The 15,503-nt window shown below is 69.5% G+C and carries 12 protein-coding genes; 6 read left to right on the top strand and 6 right to left on the bottom strand.

All coding sequences use genetic code 11. The annotated features are described in order from the left end of the window. The first annotated feature begins 26 nt into the window (after nt 1–26). From ACORQU_RS03945 to ACORQU_RS03920, 6 genes are read left to right on the top strand one after another with little or no spacing between them, the layout of a single operon-like run. Nucleotides 27–1,955 (top strand): ABC transporter ATP-binding protein, encoded by a 1,929-nt coding sequence (locus ACORQU_RS03945; RefSeq protein ID WP_491643576.1) that lies wholly within the window; start codon nt 27–29, stop codon nt 1,953–1,955. Beyond that, the gene (locus tag ACORQU_RS03940; protein ID WP_491643575.1) at nt 1,952–3,019 is read left to right on the top strand and encodes a sulfate ABC transporter substrate-binding protein; all 1,068 of its coding nucleotides are present in this window, start codon (nt 1,952–1,954) and stop codon (nt 3,017–3,019) included. Before ACORQU_RS03945 ends, ACORQU_RS03940 begins: the two co-directional genes overlap by 4 nt. Before the next feature lie 30 nt (nt 3,020–3,049). Then, on the top strand, nt 3,050–3,931 hold the full coding sequence (gene cysT, locus ACORQU_RS03935; RefSeq protein WP_491643574.1) for a sulfate ABC transporter permease subunit CysT: 882 nt from the start codon (nt 3,050–3,052) through the stop codon (nt 3,929–3,931). A 1-nt stretch (nt 3,932) separates the two neighbouring features. Next, entirely contained in the window at nt 3,933–4,778 is an 846-nt protein-coding gene (gene cysW / locus ACORQU_RS03930; RefSeq protein WP_491643573.1) for a sulfate ABC transporter permease subunit CysW, read from the top strand. A 13-nt stretch (nt 4,779–4,791) separates the two neighbouring features. Continuing rightward, nucleotides 4,792–6,840, top strand: coding sequence for a sensor histidine kinase (locus ACORQU_RS03925; RefSeq protein WP_491643572.1), 2,049 nt, complete (start codon nt 4,792–4,794; stop codon nt 6,838–6,840). Then, the gene (locus ACORQU_RS03920) at nt 6,840–7,529 is read left to right on the top strand and encodes a response regulator transcription factor (protein ID WP_271647070.1); all 690 of its coding nucleotides are present in this window, start codon (nt 6,840–6,842) and stop codon (nt 7,527–7,529) included. Before ACORQU_RS03925 ends, ACORQU_RS03920 begins: the two co-directional genes overlap by 1 nt. Nucleotides 7,530–7,550: 21 nt before the next feature. On the opposite strand, the gene ACORQU_RS03915 is transcribed toward ACORQU_RS03920, so the two are convergent. The 6 genes from ACORQU_RS03915 to ACORQU_RS03890 all read right to left on the bottom strand — a co-directional run bounded on the left by ACORQU_RS03915 (nt 7,551) and on the right by ACORQU_RS03890 (nt 15,468). Then, nucleotides 7,551–8,603, bottom strand: coding sequence for a beta-propeller fold lactonase family protein (locus ACORQU_RS03915; RefSeq protein ID WP_491643571.1), 1,053 nt, complete (start codon nt 8,601–8,603; stop codon nt 7,551–7,553). Further along, on the bottom strand, nt 8,600–9,220 hold the full coding sequence (locus ACORQU_RS03910; protein ID WP_491643570.1) for a c-type cytochrome: 621 nt from the start codon (nt 9,218–9,220) through the stop codon (nt 8,600–8,602). Before ACORQU_RS03910 ends, ACORQU_RS03915 begins: the two co-directional genes overlap by 4 nt. 50 nt (nt 9,221–9,270) lie before the next feature. Continuing rightward, nucleotides 9,271–10,938, bottom strand: a complete 1,668-nt coding sequence (locus ACORQU_RS03905) for a quinoprotein dehydrogenase-associated putative ABC transporter substrate-binding protein (RefSeq protein WP_491643569.1) — start codon at nt 10,936–10,938, stop codon at nt 9,271–9,273. A gap of 74 nt (nt 10,939–11,012) precedes the next feature. Further along, nucleotides 11,013–13,025 (bottom strand): methanol/ethanol family PQQ-dependent dehydrogenase, encoded by a 2,013-nt coding sequence (locus ACORQU_RS03900; protein WP_491643568.1) that lies wholly within the window; start codon nt 13,023–13,025, stop codon nt 11,013–11,015. 339 nt (nt 13,026–13,364) lie between these two features. After that, nucleotides 13,365–14,654 (bottom strand): phosphoribosylamine--glycine ligase, encoded by a 1,290-nt coding sequence (purD, locus tag ACORQU_RS03895; RefSeq protein WP_491643567.1) that lies wholly within the window; start codon nt 14,652–14,654, stop codon nt 13,365–13,367. Nucleotides 14,655–14,718: 64 nt separating this feature from the next. Then, a complete protein-coding gene (locus ACORQU_RS03890; RefSeq protein WP_491643566.1) occupies nt 14,719–15,468 on the bottom strand; it encodes a hypothetical protein in 750 nt (249 codons plus the stop codon). Nucleotides 15,469–15,503: the final 35 nt, after the last annotated feature.

The raw sequence follows: 15,503 nt of genomic DNA, 5'->3' as shown, positions 1-15,503 counted from the left end.
TCCCCCACGCCAAGCCTGGACGGCCCATGTCCCTGGACGTCTCCCATCTGACCAAGCGTTATGCGGGCCGCGCGGTCGTCCACGACGTGAGCTTTCGCGTGGACGATGGTGAACTGGTCGCCCTGCTCGGGCCTTCGGGGAGCGGCAAGAGCACCATCTTGCGGGTGATCGCCGGGCTGGCTGGCGCCGAGAGCGGCACGGTGCGCGTGGACGGGCAGGATGTGACCACGCTGCCGCCGCGCGAGCGTGACCTGGGCTTCGTGTTCCAGCACTACGCCTTGTTCGAGCACCTCACCGTGGCCGACAACGTCGAGTTCGCCCTGCGCGTGCGCAAGGTCGACCGTCTCACCCGTCAGCGTCGCCGCGACGAACTGCTGGAGCTCGTGGGTCTGGGCGGCAGCGCGCGCAAGTATCCCGGCCAGCTCTCCGGCGGCCAGCGCCAGCGCACCGCACTGGCCAGGGCGCTGGCGCACCAGCCGCGCCTGCTGCTGCTGGACGAGCCCTTCGGCGCACTCGACGCACGCATCCGCCAGGACCTGCGCCAGGGCCTGCGCGAGGTGCTCAAGCGCATCGGCACCACGGCGGTGTTTGTCACCCATGACCAGGAAGAAGCGTTCTCGGTGGCCGACCGGATCATGGTCCTGCACCGCGGTCGCCTGTTGGAGCAGGGACTGCCGCAGCAGCTCTATCGCGCGCCACGCACCGAGTTCGTGGCCGGCTTCGTCGGGCGCGCCAACCTGTTGCCCGGCGAGCTGACCCCTGGCGGGGTGCGGGTGCGCCTGGAAGGCGACCGGCCGGCCGACGATGCGATCCCGCAGCGGGTCAAGGTGCTGTTGCGCCCGGAGGAACTGTGGCTGGACGAGCCGGACCGCGAGCCGGCTTCGGCGCCGGGGCGGTTCGTGCGCGAGGCGCTGGTCAAGCGCGCCGAGTACCTGGGCGCCAGCGAGCGGGTCTACCTGGAGCTGGATGCCATCGACCCGGTCCAGCCCGAGGCGGGCGGGCGCCGCTATCGCATCGAGGCCCTGCGCTCGATGGAGGAAGCGCGCCTGATGCCGGTGCAGCCGGGCGACCGGGTGTCGGTCTGCGCGCGCGCCCTGCACGCGGTGTCACAGCCGGATCTGCGCGTGCTGGTCCTGGCCGACGCGACCCGCGAGGGACGCGCGTTGGCCACCGCGTTGCTGCATTGGGGCGAGCGCCAGCACGCGCTGCTCACCGTGTTGGGCGGCGCGGTGAGCGATGCGCAGCTGCGGCAGCCGCTGGAACAGTTCCGCCAGTCCTTCGCCGGCGATCTGAAGCTGGTGGACACCGGCCCGACGGGGCTGGACCTGTGGCAGGCCGCGCGCGCCCACCTGGACGGCGAGCGCTATGACCTGGTGGTGCTGCCGGCCAGCCTGGCCCATGGCCCGCGCTTGTTGGATCTGCTGGCCGAACGCGACCTGCGCCATGTCCTGCTGGCCGGCGATGCGCCGGCGGCCTGGCCGGAAGGCGGGCACTGGTCGATGTTGCTGCGGGCGTTTTCCAGCGCCCAGCCGGAGCTGGAGCTGCCGGCCGAGATCGCCGAGCGCCTGGGCGCGCGGGTGGAGGTGCGCGACCTGGACGGGCACCTGCCGCCCCCGGCGGCGACTGCGCCGCCGCAGCGCTGGCGCGATGCCCTGACCCTGCGCCGGATTCCCTTCACCACCCTGGGCACCACGGCCACGGCCAAGGTCGATGCCGGCCCCGGCGCTGCCCTGGATCCGGCCGCTGCCTTGACCGTGCTGGACCTGGGACCGCGTGCCGGCCTGGGGCTGCGTCAGCAGACCTGGATCCAGGCGCTGGCCGGGCGCTGGACCTGGCTGATCGTGCAGCCCGACGAAGCCGACCTGGGGTTGGCCCCCACCAGCAGCGCGCTGCACGGGCGCACCGCTGTTCCTCTTGCCGCGCAGGCGGCGCTTGTCGACAGGAATACCCCATGACCTTCCCCCTGATCCGTCGCCTCTCCCTGGCCGCGCTTGGCGCCGGTCTGAGCCTCGTGCTGTCCGCCTGCGGCGGGGATGCGCCGGCCCCTGGCGAAGCGGCCAAGCCCGCCACCAAGGCGGCGGCCGACGTCACCCTGCTCAACGTCAGCTATGACCCCACCCGCGAGTTCTACGCGGCCTTCAACAAGGCCTTCATCCAGCATTACCAGGCTGAGCATGGCAGCGCGCCGACGCTGCGCATGTCCCACGGCGGCTCGGGCAAGCAGGCGCGTTCGGTGATCGACGGCCTGGAGGCCGACGTGGTCACCCTGGCGCTGGCCTCGGACGTGGATGCCCTGGTCGACCACGGCCTGGTCGATGCCAACTGGCAGTCCAGGCTGCCCGACAACAGTGCGCCGTACACCTCGACCGTGGTGTTTGTGGTGCGCCGGGGCAATCCCAAGCACATCCGTGACTGGACCGACCTGGGTCGCGACGGCGTCGCCGTGGTTACCCCCAATCCCAAGACCTCCGGTGGCGCGCGCTGGAACTACCTGGCCGCGTGGGGCTCGGTGCTCAAGCGCGGCGGCAGCCAGGCCGACGCGCAGGCTTACATGACCCGGCTGTTCAAGTCGGTGCCGGTGCTCGACACCGGCGCGCGCGGGGCGACGACGACGTTCGTCCAGCGCGGCATCGGCGATGTGCTGCTGGCCTGGGAGAACGAGGCGCTGCTGGTGCTGCAGGAATTCGGCAGCGACCAGTACGAGATCGTGCGGCCCAGCACCAGCATCCTGGCCGAGCCGAGCGTGGCGGTGGTGGACAAGGTCGCGCGCCAGCACGGCACCGAGGCGCTGGCGCGCGAGTACCTGCAATACCTCTACTCGCCGCAAGGGCAGGAGCTGGCCGCCGAGCACCACTTCCGTCCGCGCCAGGCCGACGTCCTGGCCCGGCACGCGGCCGAATTCCCGCAGATGGATCTGTTCACCGTCGATGAGATGTTTGGTGGCTGGAAGCGGGCCCAGGCCGAGCACTTCGCCGATGGCGGGCAGTTCGATCGCATCTTCGCCGCGCGCGCGCCCTAGGCGCGTGCTCTGCAGGTCGCCGCGCTCGCCATGAACATCACTGCCGTTTCCTCCGTCGTTCCTGGCGCCTCGCGCGCCGGTGGGCGAGGCGTGCACCGCGTGCATCCCGGCTTTGGCCTGACCCTGGGCCTGACCCTGGCCTGGCTGGGGCTGATCGTGGTGCTGCCCATCGCCGCGGCCCTGATCAAGGTGGCCGGGATTCCCTGGGCCGAGGTGTGGCGCATCGCCACCAGTGAGCGCGCGCTGGCCGCCTACAGGCTCAGCTTCGGCCTGGCGCTGGGCGCGGCGCTGGTCAACCTGGTGTTCGGCACGCTCACCGCCTGGGTGCTGGTGCGCTATCGCTTTCCCGGGCGCCGCCTGCTCGATGCGATGATCGACCTGCCGTTTGCCTTGCCCACCGCGGTGGCCGGCATCGCGCTGGCCACCCTGTATGCGCCTTCGGGCTGGCTGGGCGCGCCACTGGCCGCGATTGGGCTCGACGTGGCGTTCAAGCCGGCGGGCATCGCGCTGGCGCTGGTGTTCGTCGGCCTTCCGTTCGTGGTGCGCACCGTGCAGCCGGCATTGCAGGACCTGGACCCGGCGCTGGAAGAGGCCGCCGCCACGTTGGGCGCCAGTCGGGCCCAAGTGCTGCGCTGGGTGTTGATCCGTCAGCTGCTGCCGGCGGCCCTGACCGGCTTCACCCTGGCCTTCTCGCGCGCGATTGGCGAATACGGCTCGGTGATCTTCATCGCCGGCAACATTCCCATGGTCTCGGAGATCGCGCCGCTGCTGATCGTGGTGCACCTGGAGCAGTACGACTACGCCAGCGCCACCGTGCTGGCGGTGGCCATGCTGGTGATCTCGTTCCTGATGCTGCTGCTGATCAACCTGGCCCAGCGCTGGAGCGGGCGTCGGCGCAAGGGAGAGGGCTGACATGGCCGAGCTGGACCATGCCCCGGCCCGCAGCGACCCACCGTGGCTGCGCCGCAGCCTGATCTGCGTGGTGATGCTGTTCCTGGTGGTGTTCCTGGGCCTGCCGCTGGTGCTGGTGTTTCGCCAGGCGCTGGCCGGCGGCTGGGACACCTTCGTCGCCGCCCTGACCAATCCCGATGCGCGTGCGGCGATCCGGCTCACGCTTACCGTGGCCGCCATCGCGGTGCCGCTCAACGTGGTGTTCGGGGTGGTCGCCGGCTGGGCGCTGTCGCGCTTTGCCTTCCGCGGCAAGTCGCTGCTGGTGACGCTGATCGACCTGCCGTTCTCGGTCTCGCCGGTGGTGGCCGGCCTGCTGCTGGTGCTGTTGTTCGGCAGTCAGGGCTGGTTTACGCCGCTGCTGGCGGCCACGGGCTGGAAGGTGGTGTTCGCGGTGCCCGGCATCGTGCTGGCGACCTTGTTTGTGACCTTCCCGTTCGTGGCGCGCGAACTGGTCGCCTTCATGCAGGAGCAGGACACCGCCCCGGAGCTGGCCGCCTTCACCCTGGGCGCTGGAGGTTGGGCTACTTTCCGCCACGTGACCTTGCCTTCGATCCGCTGGAGCCTGCTGTACGGCGTACTGCTGTGCAATGCGCGGGCGATGGGCGAGTTCGGCGCGGTGTCGGTGGTATCCGGGCATATCCGTGGCCTGACCAATACCATTCCGCTGCACGTGGAGGTTCTGTACAACGAGTACGACTTCACCGCCGCCTTCGCCGTGGCCTCGCTACTGGCGATGCTGGGCCTGGTGACGCTGTTGGCCAAGACCTGGATCGAGCATCTGCAGGACCGTCGTCGTCCGCGCAACTGAGGAGCACGCGCGCATGCCCCGCCCCCGAAATCTCTCCCGCCTGCTCGTGCTCAGCCATGTCGGCCTGGCGCTGCTGCTGTGCGCGCTGCTGCTGGCCACCGGCGCGGGCACGCTGCGTGCGGTGCTGCGCGAGCGTGCCCAGGCGCAGGTCGCGCAGGCCAGCGCCGATGCGCTGGCGCGACTGGAGGACGCGCGCCGGGACCTGGCCGTGGTCGCGGTGCTGCTGTCCGAGCGCCCGACCTTGCACGCGGAAATGCAGAAGGGCCGGATGCAGGCGGTAGCGGATTTCCTGGAGGCCTTTCGCCAGACCGGGCGCGTGGATTACCTGCTGGCCATGCGTGGCGACGGCCTGCTCGCCCAGGTCGGGCAGGCGCCGCCGGACGGCATGGCCAGTGGACTGGTGGCCGACGGTGGCGGGCACCACTGGTTGGTACAGCGCCAGGCCATGGCACAGCTGGACCACGGCCAGGTCGTGGCGGCCCGGCGCCTGGACGCATCCGAACTGGCCGGGCATGGCGGCCAGCGCGAACGGGTGATGCTGCTGGACAAGGATAGCGACGCCAAGGCGGTGGCCCCGGCGGACCAGACCAACCTGCAGGCCTCGTGGCGGCACGTGCGCAATACCGGCATCGGCGAGACCCTGGCAGCGGACAGCCAGGGCGACGTCTCCCGGCTGGAGCCGGTGCGCGGCCCCAATGGCGACATTGAGTCGCTGCTGCTGGTGACCCTGCCGCGCGAGGTGGTGGCACGCGATGGCGTACGTTGGCTGACCGCCTTCGCCGTGGGCAGTCTGCTGCTGGCCTTGATTGCCGCCAGCATCGCGGTGTGGCTGGCGCGGCGCATCGCCTCGCCGTTCGGCCAGGTGGCGCGCGCGGCCGAGCGGTTGGGCGTGGGCGATCTGGAAACCCCGGTGGTGGTGCCGCCCACCGACCTGGCCGAGCCGGTGGCCCTGGCCCGCAGCCTGGATTCGATGCGCCTGCAGCTGCGGGCCTCCACCGAGCGCGAGCGCCGCCAGCGACAGGAGCTGGACGCCATCCTGGACGGGGTGGAGGACGGCATCATCGCGGTGGGTGTCGATCGCCGCATCCAGTACGCCAATCGCCGCTTCCTGGCCCTGGTCGGGCGCGAGGAGGACGAGGTCGTGGGCCAGCCCTACGAAGCGGTGCTGACCCCGGAGGCGGCCAGCGAGGCGGGTCCGACCCACGCGGCCGACCCGATGCACGACGCGCGCCGGCACGGCCTGGCCCAGGCCTCGGGTCGTTATCTGTTGCGTGGCCGCGTGCGCAACCTGGTGATCCGCTCCAGTGCGCCGCCGGACGGGCGCCAGGTGGCGATCGTGCGCGAGGAGACCAGCGCCGAGGCCGCGCGGGCCATGCGCGATGCCATCCTGGCCAACCTGTCCCATGAGTTCCAGACCCCGCTGGCCGCGCAAATCGCTTCGGTGGAGATGCTGCGCGAGCATGTCCACGCCGGTGGCGACACCACCGCGATCCGGCTGGTCGATGCGCAGTACCGTGGCGCGCTGCGGCTGTCGCAACTGGTGGACAACCTGCTGGACAGCGTGCGCCTGGAGAGCGGGCAGATGCGCCTGCGTCGGGAGGTCGTCGACCTGCCGGCGCTGGTGCGCGATGCGGTGGAACTGATGCGGCCCTTGACCGATCAGCGCGACCAGCATGTGATGGCGTCCCTGCCGCACAGCACGCGTCGCCTGATGGGCGATGCGCAGCGGTTGTCCCAAGTGGCCATCAACCTGCTCGCCAACGCCAACAAATTCGCGCCGGACCAGAGCACCATCTGGATCGAACTGGTCTGGGGCGAGGAGACGGTCTCACTGTGGGTGGAGGACGAAGGCCAGGGCCTGCCGCCGCTGCGCCACCGCGCCGACCTGTTCGCGCCGTTCCGGCGCGCGCCGGACCAGGAGCCCTCCCAGCGCGGGACCGGCCTGGGGCTGGCCATCGTGCGCGCCCTGGTCGAGCAGCATGGCGGCGAGGTGGTGCTGGCCGAGCCCCGTCATCGGCAGGGCGCGCGCTTTGGCGTGGTGCTGCCGCTGGAGCCTGCCTGATGCGCATCCTGGTGGTCGACGACGATGTCGAACTGGTCGGTCTGCTGCAGTTCGCGCTCAGCAGTGCCGGCTATGAGGTGGTGAGTGCGTTCGACGGCGAACACGCGCTGAGCCAGTTCGAGAAGCACGCCCCGGAGCTGGTGGTGCTGGACGTCAATCTGCCGCGCCGCGATGGGTTCTCGGTGCTGGAGGCCTTGCGTCGGCACAGCGAGGTGCCGGTGATGATGCTGACCGTGCGCGCCTCGGAGGAGGACGAAGTGCGCGGGCTGGACCTGGGCGCGGACGATTACCTGCGCAAGCCCTTCAGTCCGCGCGCGCTGCTGGCGCGCGTGCGTGCGCTGCTGCGCAGGGGCAGCGAAGGCGAGGGGGAAGTGCCCCTGCTCAGCAGTGGCGCGTTGACCCTGGATCCGGAGCGCAGCGAGATGCGCATCGAGCACGGCGAGGTGGCGCGGCTATCCACCCTGGAACTGCGCCTGCTGCGGCTGTTGATGAACCACCGTGGGCGCCCGGTCGACCCGGATCGGATCATCGGGTTTGTCTGGTCCGATCGCGACAGCGCCGACCGCGATGCACTCAAGCAGCTGGTGCACCGCCTGCGCCACAAGCTGATCCGCATTGGCGGCAGCGGGGACTGGATCGAGCACGTCCCCAATGCCGGTTACGCGCTGGCCAACGCGCGCGCGGACTGAGCGCGCGCCAGGCCACGACGCTCAGCGGCCCATCACCACGCCCCACGGCATCTGCCCCACGGGGATCTGCGCGATGGCCTTCATCGTGGCGGTGTCGATCACGCTGACGCTGTCCGAGCGCCCGTTGGCGACATAGAGCTTGGCGCCGTCGGGCGTGAGGGCGGGGTTCCACGGCCGCTGCCCGACCGGGATCTCCACCAGCAGTTTTCCGGTATCGCCATCGGTGACGGTCACGCTGCCAGCGCCGCCGTTGGAGGCGTAGATCCGGCTTCCGTCGGAGGCGACCACCACGCCGGCCGTGCGCAGGCCGGCCGGCAAGCTGCGGAGCTTCTTGCGCGCCGCCAGGTCGACCTCGTCCACCACGTTGGCCGACTCCTGCGCCACGTAGGCGCGCTTGCCATCGGCGGCGAAGGCGATGTCGCGCGGGTGGCCGCTGACCGCGATGCTGGCCACCGACTTGCCGGCGGCGACATCGATCACGTCCAGGTTGTCGGAGGCCTCGTTGCTGGTGATGACTTGGACGCCGTCGGGGGTCCATGCGCAGTGCTCGGGCGCCTTGCCCTGGGTGTCCACCCGCCCGGTGACCTTGAAGCTGGCGGTGTCGACGAACATCACCTGGTTCTGCTGCTCCACGCACACCGCGATCTGCCGGCCATCCGGCGACAGGTCCACGCCCTCGGCCCCTTCGCCGATGTCCAGCGTGCGCTGGACTGCGTCGCTGGCGATGTCCAGCTGCAGCAGGCGATGGTGCTCGGCATCGACCACGTACAGGGCCTTGCCATCGGGCCCCAGTGCGATCTGCTGCAGGCGGTTGCCCAGTGTGCCGCCCGCCGAAAGCGTGCGCGCCACGGTATCGCTGCCGGTGTCGATCACCGAAATCGTCCCGCTCTTCTGGTTGGGCACGTAGGCGTGCACGGCGCTTGCCGGCGGCGGGGCGGTGTCCGCGGTCGATGCAGGCGTGGATGCGACCGGGGCAGGTGCCGATGTCTCCGCCGCCGGCCGCTGGCAGCCGGCGAACAGGGCAAGCCCGGCCGCGGCCAGCAGGCCGGCCGGGCGTCGCAGGTCGACCCTCACGAGCCGCTGCCGGCAGCGGCCGGCGCCGCGGCCTCGCCCGCCGCTGTCGGCGTTTGGCCCTTGCCGGCGTCGGGGTTGATGGAGTGGATGAAGGCCATGATCTTGTTGATCTCCTCATCGCTCAGGATCGGCCCGAACGCGGGCATGATGCCGACCACGTTCTCGTGGCCCACGCGCTTGAGCCCGTGGGTGGTCTGCATGGCCTGGGAACCTTCCTTGATCAGCGCGTGCAGAGTGCTGTCGTCGCTGCCGTAGACCCAGACCTTGTTGGTCAGCGGCGGGCACATGCCGCCCCCGCCGGTGCCGCCGTGGCAGGCGTTGCAGCCTGCGGTGAAGAACAGCTTCTTGCCCTCGGCCACCAGCGTTGGATTGACCTGGATGTTGTCGATGTGCGGCACCGGCACGGGCGCGGCCGCTGGTGCGGCGGTCGCGGTGGCGTTGACCTCGGGCGCGGCCGGCGCCGAGGCCGCGGGTGCGGTCGTTGCAGGTGCGGCGGACGTCGAGGCCGCCGGCGTGGCGGCGGCCGGCTGGGCCTTTTCACCGCAGGCGGCCAGCGCCAGGACCATCGCCGGCACGACCAGCAGCGGTTTGAACGCATTGCGTGTTGCGTCGAACATGGAGATTCCTTTTCTGTTGCTGTTCGCTTGCGCAGGACGTGGGACAGGGATCAGTGGGGGATTTGCGCGGAGACCAGGGCCAGCAAGTCGGCATCGCCCGATTGGCGGGCCAGGCTGAGCGCGCTGTCGCCCTTTTCATCGCGGTGGTTGGGGTCGGCACCGGCGTCGATCAGCGTGCGCGCCAGGTCCTGGCGATGGGCGGCCACGGCCAGCATCAGGGCGGTGATGCCGGCCTGGTTGGCGTGGTCGACTGGCACCTTGGCCTCCAGCAGCCGCTGCACGGTGCCAGGCTGGTTTTCCACCGCGGCGAACATCAGCGGGGTGAAGCCCGCGGGATTGACCTGCGCCGGCGGCGCCCCGGCATCCAGCAGCTTGGCCACCAGGGCTTCATCGCCGTTGTGGATGGCCACCGACAGCGGGGTCCAGCCATCGGTGGACACCACATCGAGCCTGGGCCGCTTGCGCAGCAGCCAGTCGACGGTGTCGGCATCGCCGGTCCACAGTGCGGTCATCAAAGGCGTCCAGCCATCTCCGTCGCGTGCCTCCAGCTTGGCACCGCCGTCGAGCAGGGCATCGCCGACGGCCAGCTCGCGCAGGCGGATGGCGTGCTGCAGCGGCAGCCGGCCCTGATCGTCCAGGGCGTCGCCGTTGGCGCCATGGGCCAGCAGCCAGCGCACCCGGTCCGGATCGTTGGCGGCCACCGCCGCGCCCAACTCGGCCTCGGGCGAGGCGCCGGCACGGATGCGCGCCTGCATCTGCGCCAGGACCTGCGGATCGGAGACCGGCTGGTCCTGGAACGGCGGGGGCGGCGCGTAGGGCCCATGCGTGGGCACGTCGCCGGAAATCACGCAGTCGGCGCAGGCCACCAGCGGGACGTCGTACTCGGTGAGGATGGCGCGGATCGCATCGCGATTCTCGACCAGCGCCTGGTCCAGCCTGTCGCGCAGTGCCTTGTTGTCCTTGCTCACGGCCAGCGACATGGAATATTCGAGCACCGTATCGCTCATGCGATTGAGCGGCACCATGGTCAGCTGGTTGCGCTTGACGTAGTAGCCGGCCACCGGGCCCCAGGATTCGACGGCGTCCAGCTTGCCCTTGGCGACCTGTTCGACCAGGCGTGCGGGGTGTTCTTCCGGATTGCGGGCCGAGTCGTAGAACAGATACTGCACCTCGCCCTTGATGCCGTGGTCGTACAGCGCACCACGCGCGGGCGAACTCTGGAAGACGCCGATCCTGGCCTGCTTGAGGGCTGGATCATCCAGCGAGGTGGGCTTGAGCGGAGCGTCCCCGCTGCTGACCAGCACGTAGGTCGAGCGGAAGTAGGGCTTGGTGGTCAGGCCCATCTCGTAATCGGCCGGCATGTCCATCAGCACGTCGCACTTGCCGCTGTTGACGGTGCCGCGGGCCAGGCCGCGTTCGTAGTAGGTGCGCCAGTAGTACTTCACCGGCAGGCCCATGGACTTGCCCAGGACCTGGGCGATCTTGTTCTGGTAACCCTCGCCGGCCTGGTTGGACAGCGGCATGTTGCCGGGGTCGGCGCAGATGCGCAGGGCCGGGCCGCTGGTGTCGGCCTGGGCCAGGGCAGGCGAGGCGGCCGCTGCGGGGGCTTGCTTGGCGCCTGTCGAGGCGGCGTCGGAGGAAGAGGAGGAAGAGGAGGATGGCGAACAGGCGCCGAGCGCGAGCGCGCCGGCGGCCAGGATCAGATGGGGAGTACGCATGGTGCGAGCCTGGAACAATGGGGGGTGAAGCGGCGGCGCTTGGCCGCCGCTTCCGAACGATCCGTCGGTGCGGATCAGGAGGCGGGCGTGGCGCCCTTCGCGGCTTGGGTCGAGGCGGTGGCCTTGGACGCTGCACCGTCCGGCACGCCATCGGTGCCCAGGTGGAATACGTGGACCATGCCGCCGAGCGGGATCTTGTCGAACCCATTCTTGAAGGCCAGGCCCGCCGCGCCCAGGGCGCCATACGGGTCGCTGGGATCCAGACCGCCGGCGATGGGCAGGCCGATCCAGCCGCCGATGCCCGAGTAGACCGCCACGTACTGCTCGTTGCCGACTTTGTAGGCGATCGGGTTGCCGATGACGCCGCTGGGCAACTTGGTCTCCCACAGCTTCTTGCCGGTTTCCTCATCCACCGCGCGGAACCAGCCATCGAGCGTGCCGTAGAACACCAGCCCGCCATCGGTCACCAGGGTGCCGCTCCAGGTCGGGAACTTCTCCTCGATGCTCCACTTCTCCTTGCCGGTCAGCACGTCGAAGGCCTTGACGATGCCCAGCGCGCCGGGCTTGTGCGGCTTCATCGCCACGTTGGCGAACACGTACGGCATGCCCTGCATGGTGCGGCCGCGCTCCTGCGGGGTCAGCTCCATGTACCAGTTGTTGGTGCCGCAGAAGAAGATGTTCGGCTGCTTGGGATCGACCGAGCACGGCTGCTGGTCCTTGGTGCCCATCGCCGAGGGCGAGGCCGAGACCATCTTGCCCACCTCCAGCGGCGAATGCGCGGCGACCTTGACCGGGCGACCGGTCTTCATGTCGATGCGCTCGGCCCAGTCCACCGGGCCATAGGTATGGGCGCGCAGCAAGGTGCCGTCACGCCGGTCCAGGACGTAGGCGTGACCATTGCGGTTGAAGGTCACCAGCGAGGGCACCTGCTTGCCGTCGATGTCCATGTCCACCAGAATCGGCTCGTTGATGCCGTCGTAGTCCCACTGGTCGAACGGGGTCATCTGGTAGCCCCACACCGCCTCGCCGGTATCGACGTTGCGGGCGAAGATGGTCATCGACCACTTGTTGTCCCAGTCGCCGTTGTTGCAGGCCTCCTGGGTGACCGGCTTGGCGCCGCAGCGATAGCTCGGGCTCCACAGCCCGGGGTTGCCGGTGCCGATGTAGACCAGCTTCAGCTTGGGATCGTAGCTGTACCAGCCCCATGCCGCGCCGCCGCCGCGCTGCCATTCGTCGTCCGGATAGGTCTTGACCCCCAGATCGCCCAGCTGGCCGTATTCGGGGTGGGCCTTGTTGAAGTCCGGGCCCAGGCAGATGTCCTTGTCGGTGCCGGTGGCATGGCAGGTCCACACCGGCTTGCCGTCGGCCAGGTTGAGCGCCTCCACGCGGCCACGCACGCCGAACTCGTTGCCCGAGATGCCGGCGATCACCTTGCCGTCGGCGATGATCGGCGCCATGGTCATGGTCTCGCCCTTGCCCGGGTCGGCGCCCTTGTATTTCCAGGCCACCTTGCCGGTCTTGGCGTCCAGGGCGATGACCTCGCCGGACAGGCTGTTGAAGACGAACTTGCCATCGGCGTAGGAGCCGCCACGGTTGACCGTGTCGCAACAGGCGACGGCGACCGAGCGCTCGTCCTGGTCCGGGGTATAGCTCCACAGCTCCTTGTGCTCGCCCGGCTGGGAGACGTCGATGGCATGCACGATGTTGGGATAGGCACTGACGGTGTACATCACCCCGTCGATCACCAGCGGCTGGCCCTCGTGGCCGCGGGTCGCGCCGCTCTTCATCTCCCAGGACATCTTGAGGTTCTTGACGTTGTCGGTGTTGATGTCCGACAGCGGGCTATGGCGGGTCAATGCGAAGTCCCGCCCGATCCCGCCCCAGTTCTCGGGTTTGGCCGCATTGGCCTGGAACTCGGCATCGGTATCGACCACGGCGGCCGGCGGCGGACTGCTGGCCGGCGGCGCTGCCGTGGGGGTCTGTGCGGTGGATTGCTCGTCGTGTTTGCCGCAGGCGGCGAGGGAGAGTGCGGCGGCCGTCAGGATGAGCGGCGCGGCGATTCGAGACGCGTTGGAAAGCATGGACATACACCCCTCCGGTGATATGTGGACCAGCTAGTCGCCATGCATGGCGCGATGGCGTGGGGGCGAGCCTAGTCCCGTCAAACCGGTGTTGCCAACATAGTCGGGGGGAGTATCCGATCACATGGGGGAAGTAATTGAAAAAACCCTTTATTTCAGCGTTTTAGGGAAATTCGTGATGCACTGCGGCGTTGTGCATTTGCTGCACTGCAAAGCATCCGGCGCGCAAAAAACGGAATCGATCCTGCCGGACGGTCGGACCGAAGGGCATCTGATCCACCGCCCGGAAACGACGACGCGCCCGAAGGCGCGTCGTTCCACAAGCCAGCGGCGGGGGCGTGGCGCTCAGTGCGCCCGTTCGCGTGAGACCGCGCGCCAGCCAATGTCGGTGCGATGGAAGGCATGGGGCCAGGCAATGGCTGCGACACCGGCATACGCCGCGCGCTGCGCGTCGGACACGCTGTCGCCCAGCGCGGCCACGCACAGCACCCGGCCGCCGGCACTGATCACTTCGCCGTCCGCGTTCAAGGCGGTCCCGGCGTGGAAGACCTTGGCCGTGGCCGGCACGGTGTCCAGGCCGGTGATGATCTCGCCGGTCACCGGCGTTTCGGGGTAGGGCGCAGCGGCGATCACGACGCCCAGCGACGGACGCGGATCCCACTGCGCCTCGGTCACCTCCAGCTTGCCGTCGATGGCCGCGTCCACCAGGTCCACTAGGTCCGACTGCAGGCGCAGCATCACCGGCTGGGTTTCCGGGTCGCCGAAGCGCACGTTGAACTCGATGACTTTCGGCGCGCCGCTGGCATCGATCATCAGCCCGGCATAGAGGAAGCCGGTGAACGGCACGCCATCGGCGGCCATGCCGGCCACGGTCGGGTTGACCACCTCGCGCATGACGCGCGCGTGGACCTCGGGGGTGACCACCGGCGCGGGTGAGTACGCGCCCATGCCGCCGGTGTTGGGGCCGGTATCGCCATCGCCGACGCGCTTGTGGTCCTGGCTGGTTGCCATCGGCAGTGCGGTCACGCCATCGACCATGGAGATGAAGCTGGCTTCCTCGCCATCGAGGAATTCCTCGATCACCACCCGCGCGCCGGCATCGCCGAACGCATTGCCCGAGAGCATGTCGCGCACGGCGGCTTCGGCTTCCTCCAGGGTCATGGCCACCACCACCCCCTTGCCCGCGGCCAGGCCATCGGCCTTGATCACGATCGGCGCGCCCTTGTCGCGCACATAGGCCAGGGCCGCATCGACCTCGGTATGCACTTGGTAGAACGCGGTGGGGATGCCGTGGCGGGCGAGGAAGTCCTTGGCGAAGGCCTTGCTGCCTTCCAGCTGTGCGGCGGCGGCGGTCGGCCCGAAGATGCGCAAGCCCGCATCGCGGAAGGCGTCGACCACCCCGGCCACCAGCGGCACTTCCGGACCAACCACGGTCAGCCCCACGTTTTCGTCCTGGGCGAGCTTCAGCAAGCCAGCGATGTCGGTCACCTTGACCGGCACATTGCGGCAGCGATCTTCCGTAGCGGTGCCGGCGTTGCCAGGCGCGACCAGCACCTCACTGACACGAGGAGACTGGGCCAGCTTCCAGGCCAGGGCGTGTTCGCGGCCGCCGGAGCCGATGACGAGAACTTTCAAGGGGCGCTCGCTTGGGAACGAAGGGAGCGCGCGATTTTACGCGAGCCGACCGGCGCTCGCCCCGTCAGTCCTCGGCGCAGCCCTGGGCGCTCTGATCCTCCTTCGAGGGGGGCGCCCAGGCGTGGCCATCGAAGGGCAGGGTGAAGCGATGGTCGATCGCACGTTCGCCGCGCTTGCCCTTGGCGTGCAGGACCAGGGCAGGTGCCTGGCCAGCTTTCGCGAGGTCGGCAACTCGCAGCGTGCAGGTCATGTCCAGCGTCGGGCCTGCCTCGTAAGACGCCGTGTTGTCGAGCCGGGTGGCGATGTCCAACGCAGGTTCAAGCGTTCTGGACGTCGCGACCGGCAGGTAGAGCGTGGTCCGTTGGCGGAACCAGCCGCTCATTGCGTACGGCGAGTCAAGTTGGAATGCCAGCCTGCCGGGCGCGAGATGCAGTAGCCGCACGGGACCTGGGATGCCGAAACTGCCGCTACCCAGCCCACGCCGCTGTGCGGTCACAGTCCATCCGGCTCGCCCGTCGATGACGACGAACAGATCCACTTGCCCAGCTTCGACATGACTTACGTCGTGGATCCGGGAACACACCGCGATGAAATGGATGCCCTCGCTGTCCTGGGCGGCGCAGACGCTGCGTGTGGAAGTCTGCGGGTTGCCGTCGGATCCGCGCTGGGTGTCGCGCCAGGGCGTGGTGGCGCTGGCCGCGCCGCCATAGGTCTTTTGCAACCAGGACGACAGCGGACCGGGTGCAGTGGGGGTGTTCGCGCTGGAGGCGGCGGACAGCGCGCCAAGCAGCAATGTCAGGGGCGCGGCGAACATGGATGGATTCCGATGACGAGGACTTTCATCGCAAT

The organism is Pseudoxanthomonas sp. JC1303 (assembly GCF_058448525.1).
Note: the sequence above shows the minus strand (reverse complement) of the source record. Positions and strands in the feature narration are given on the sequence as shown.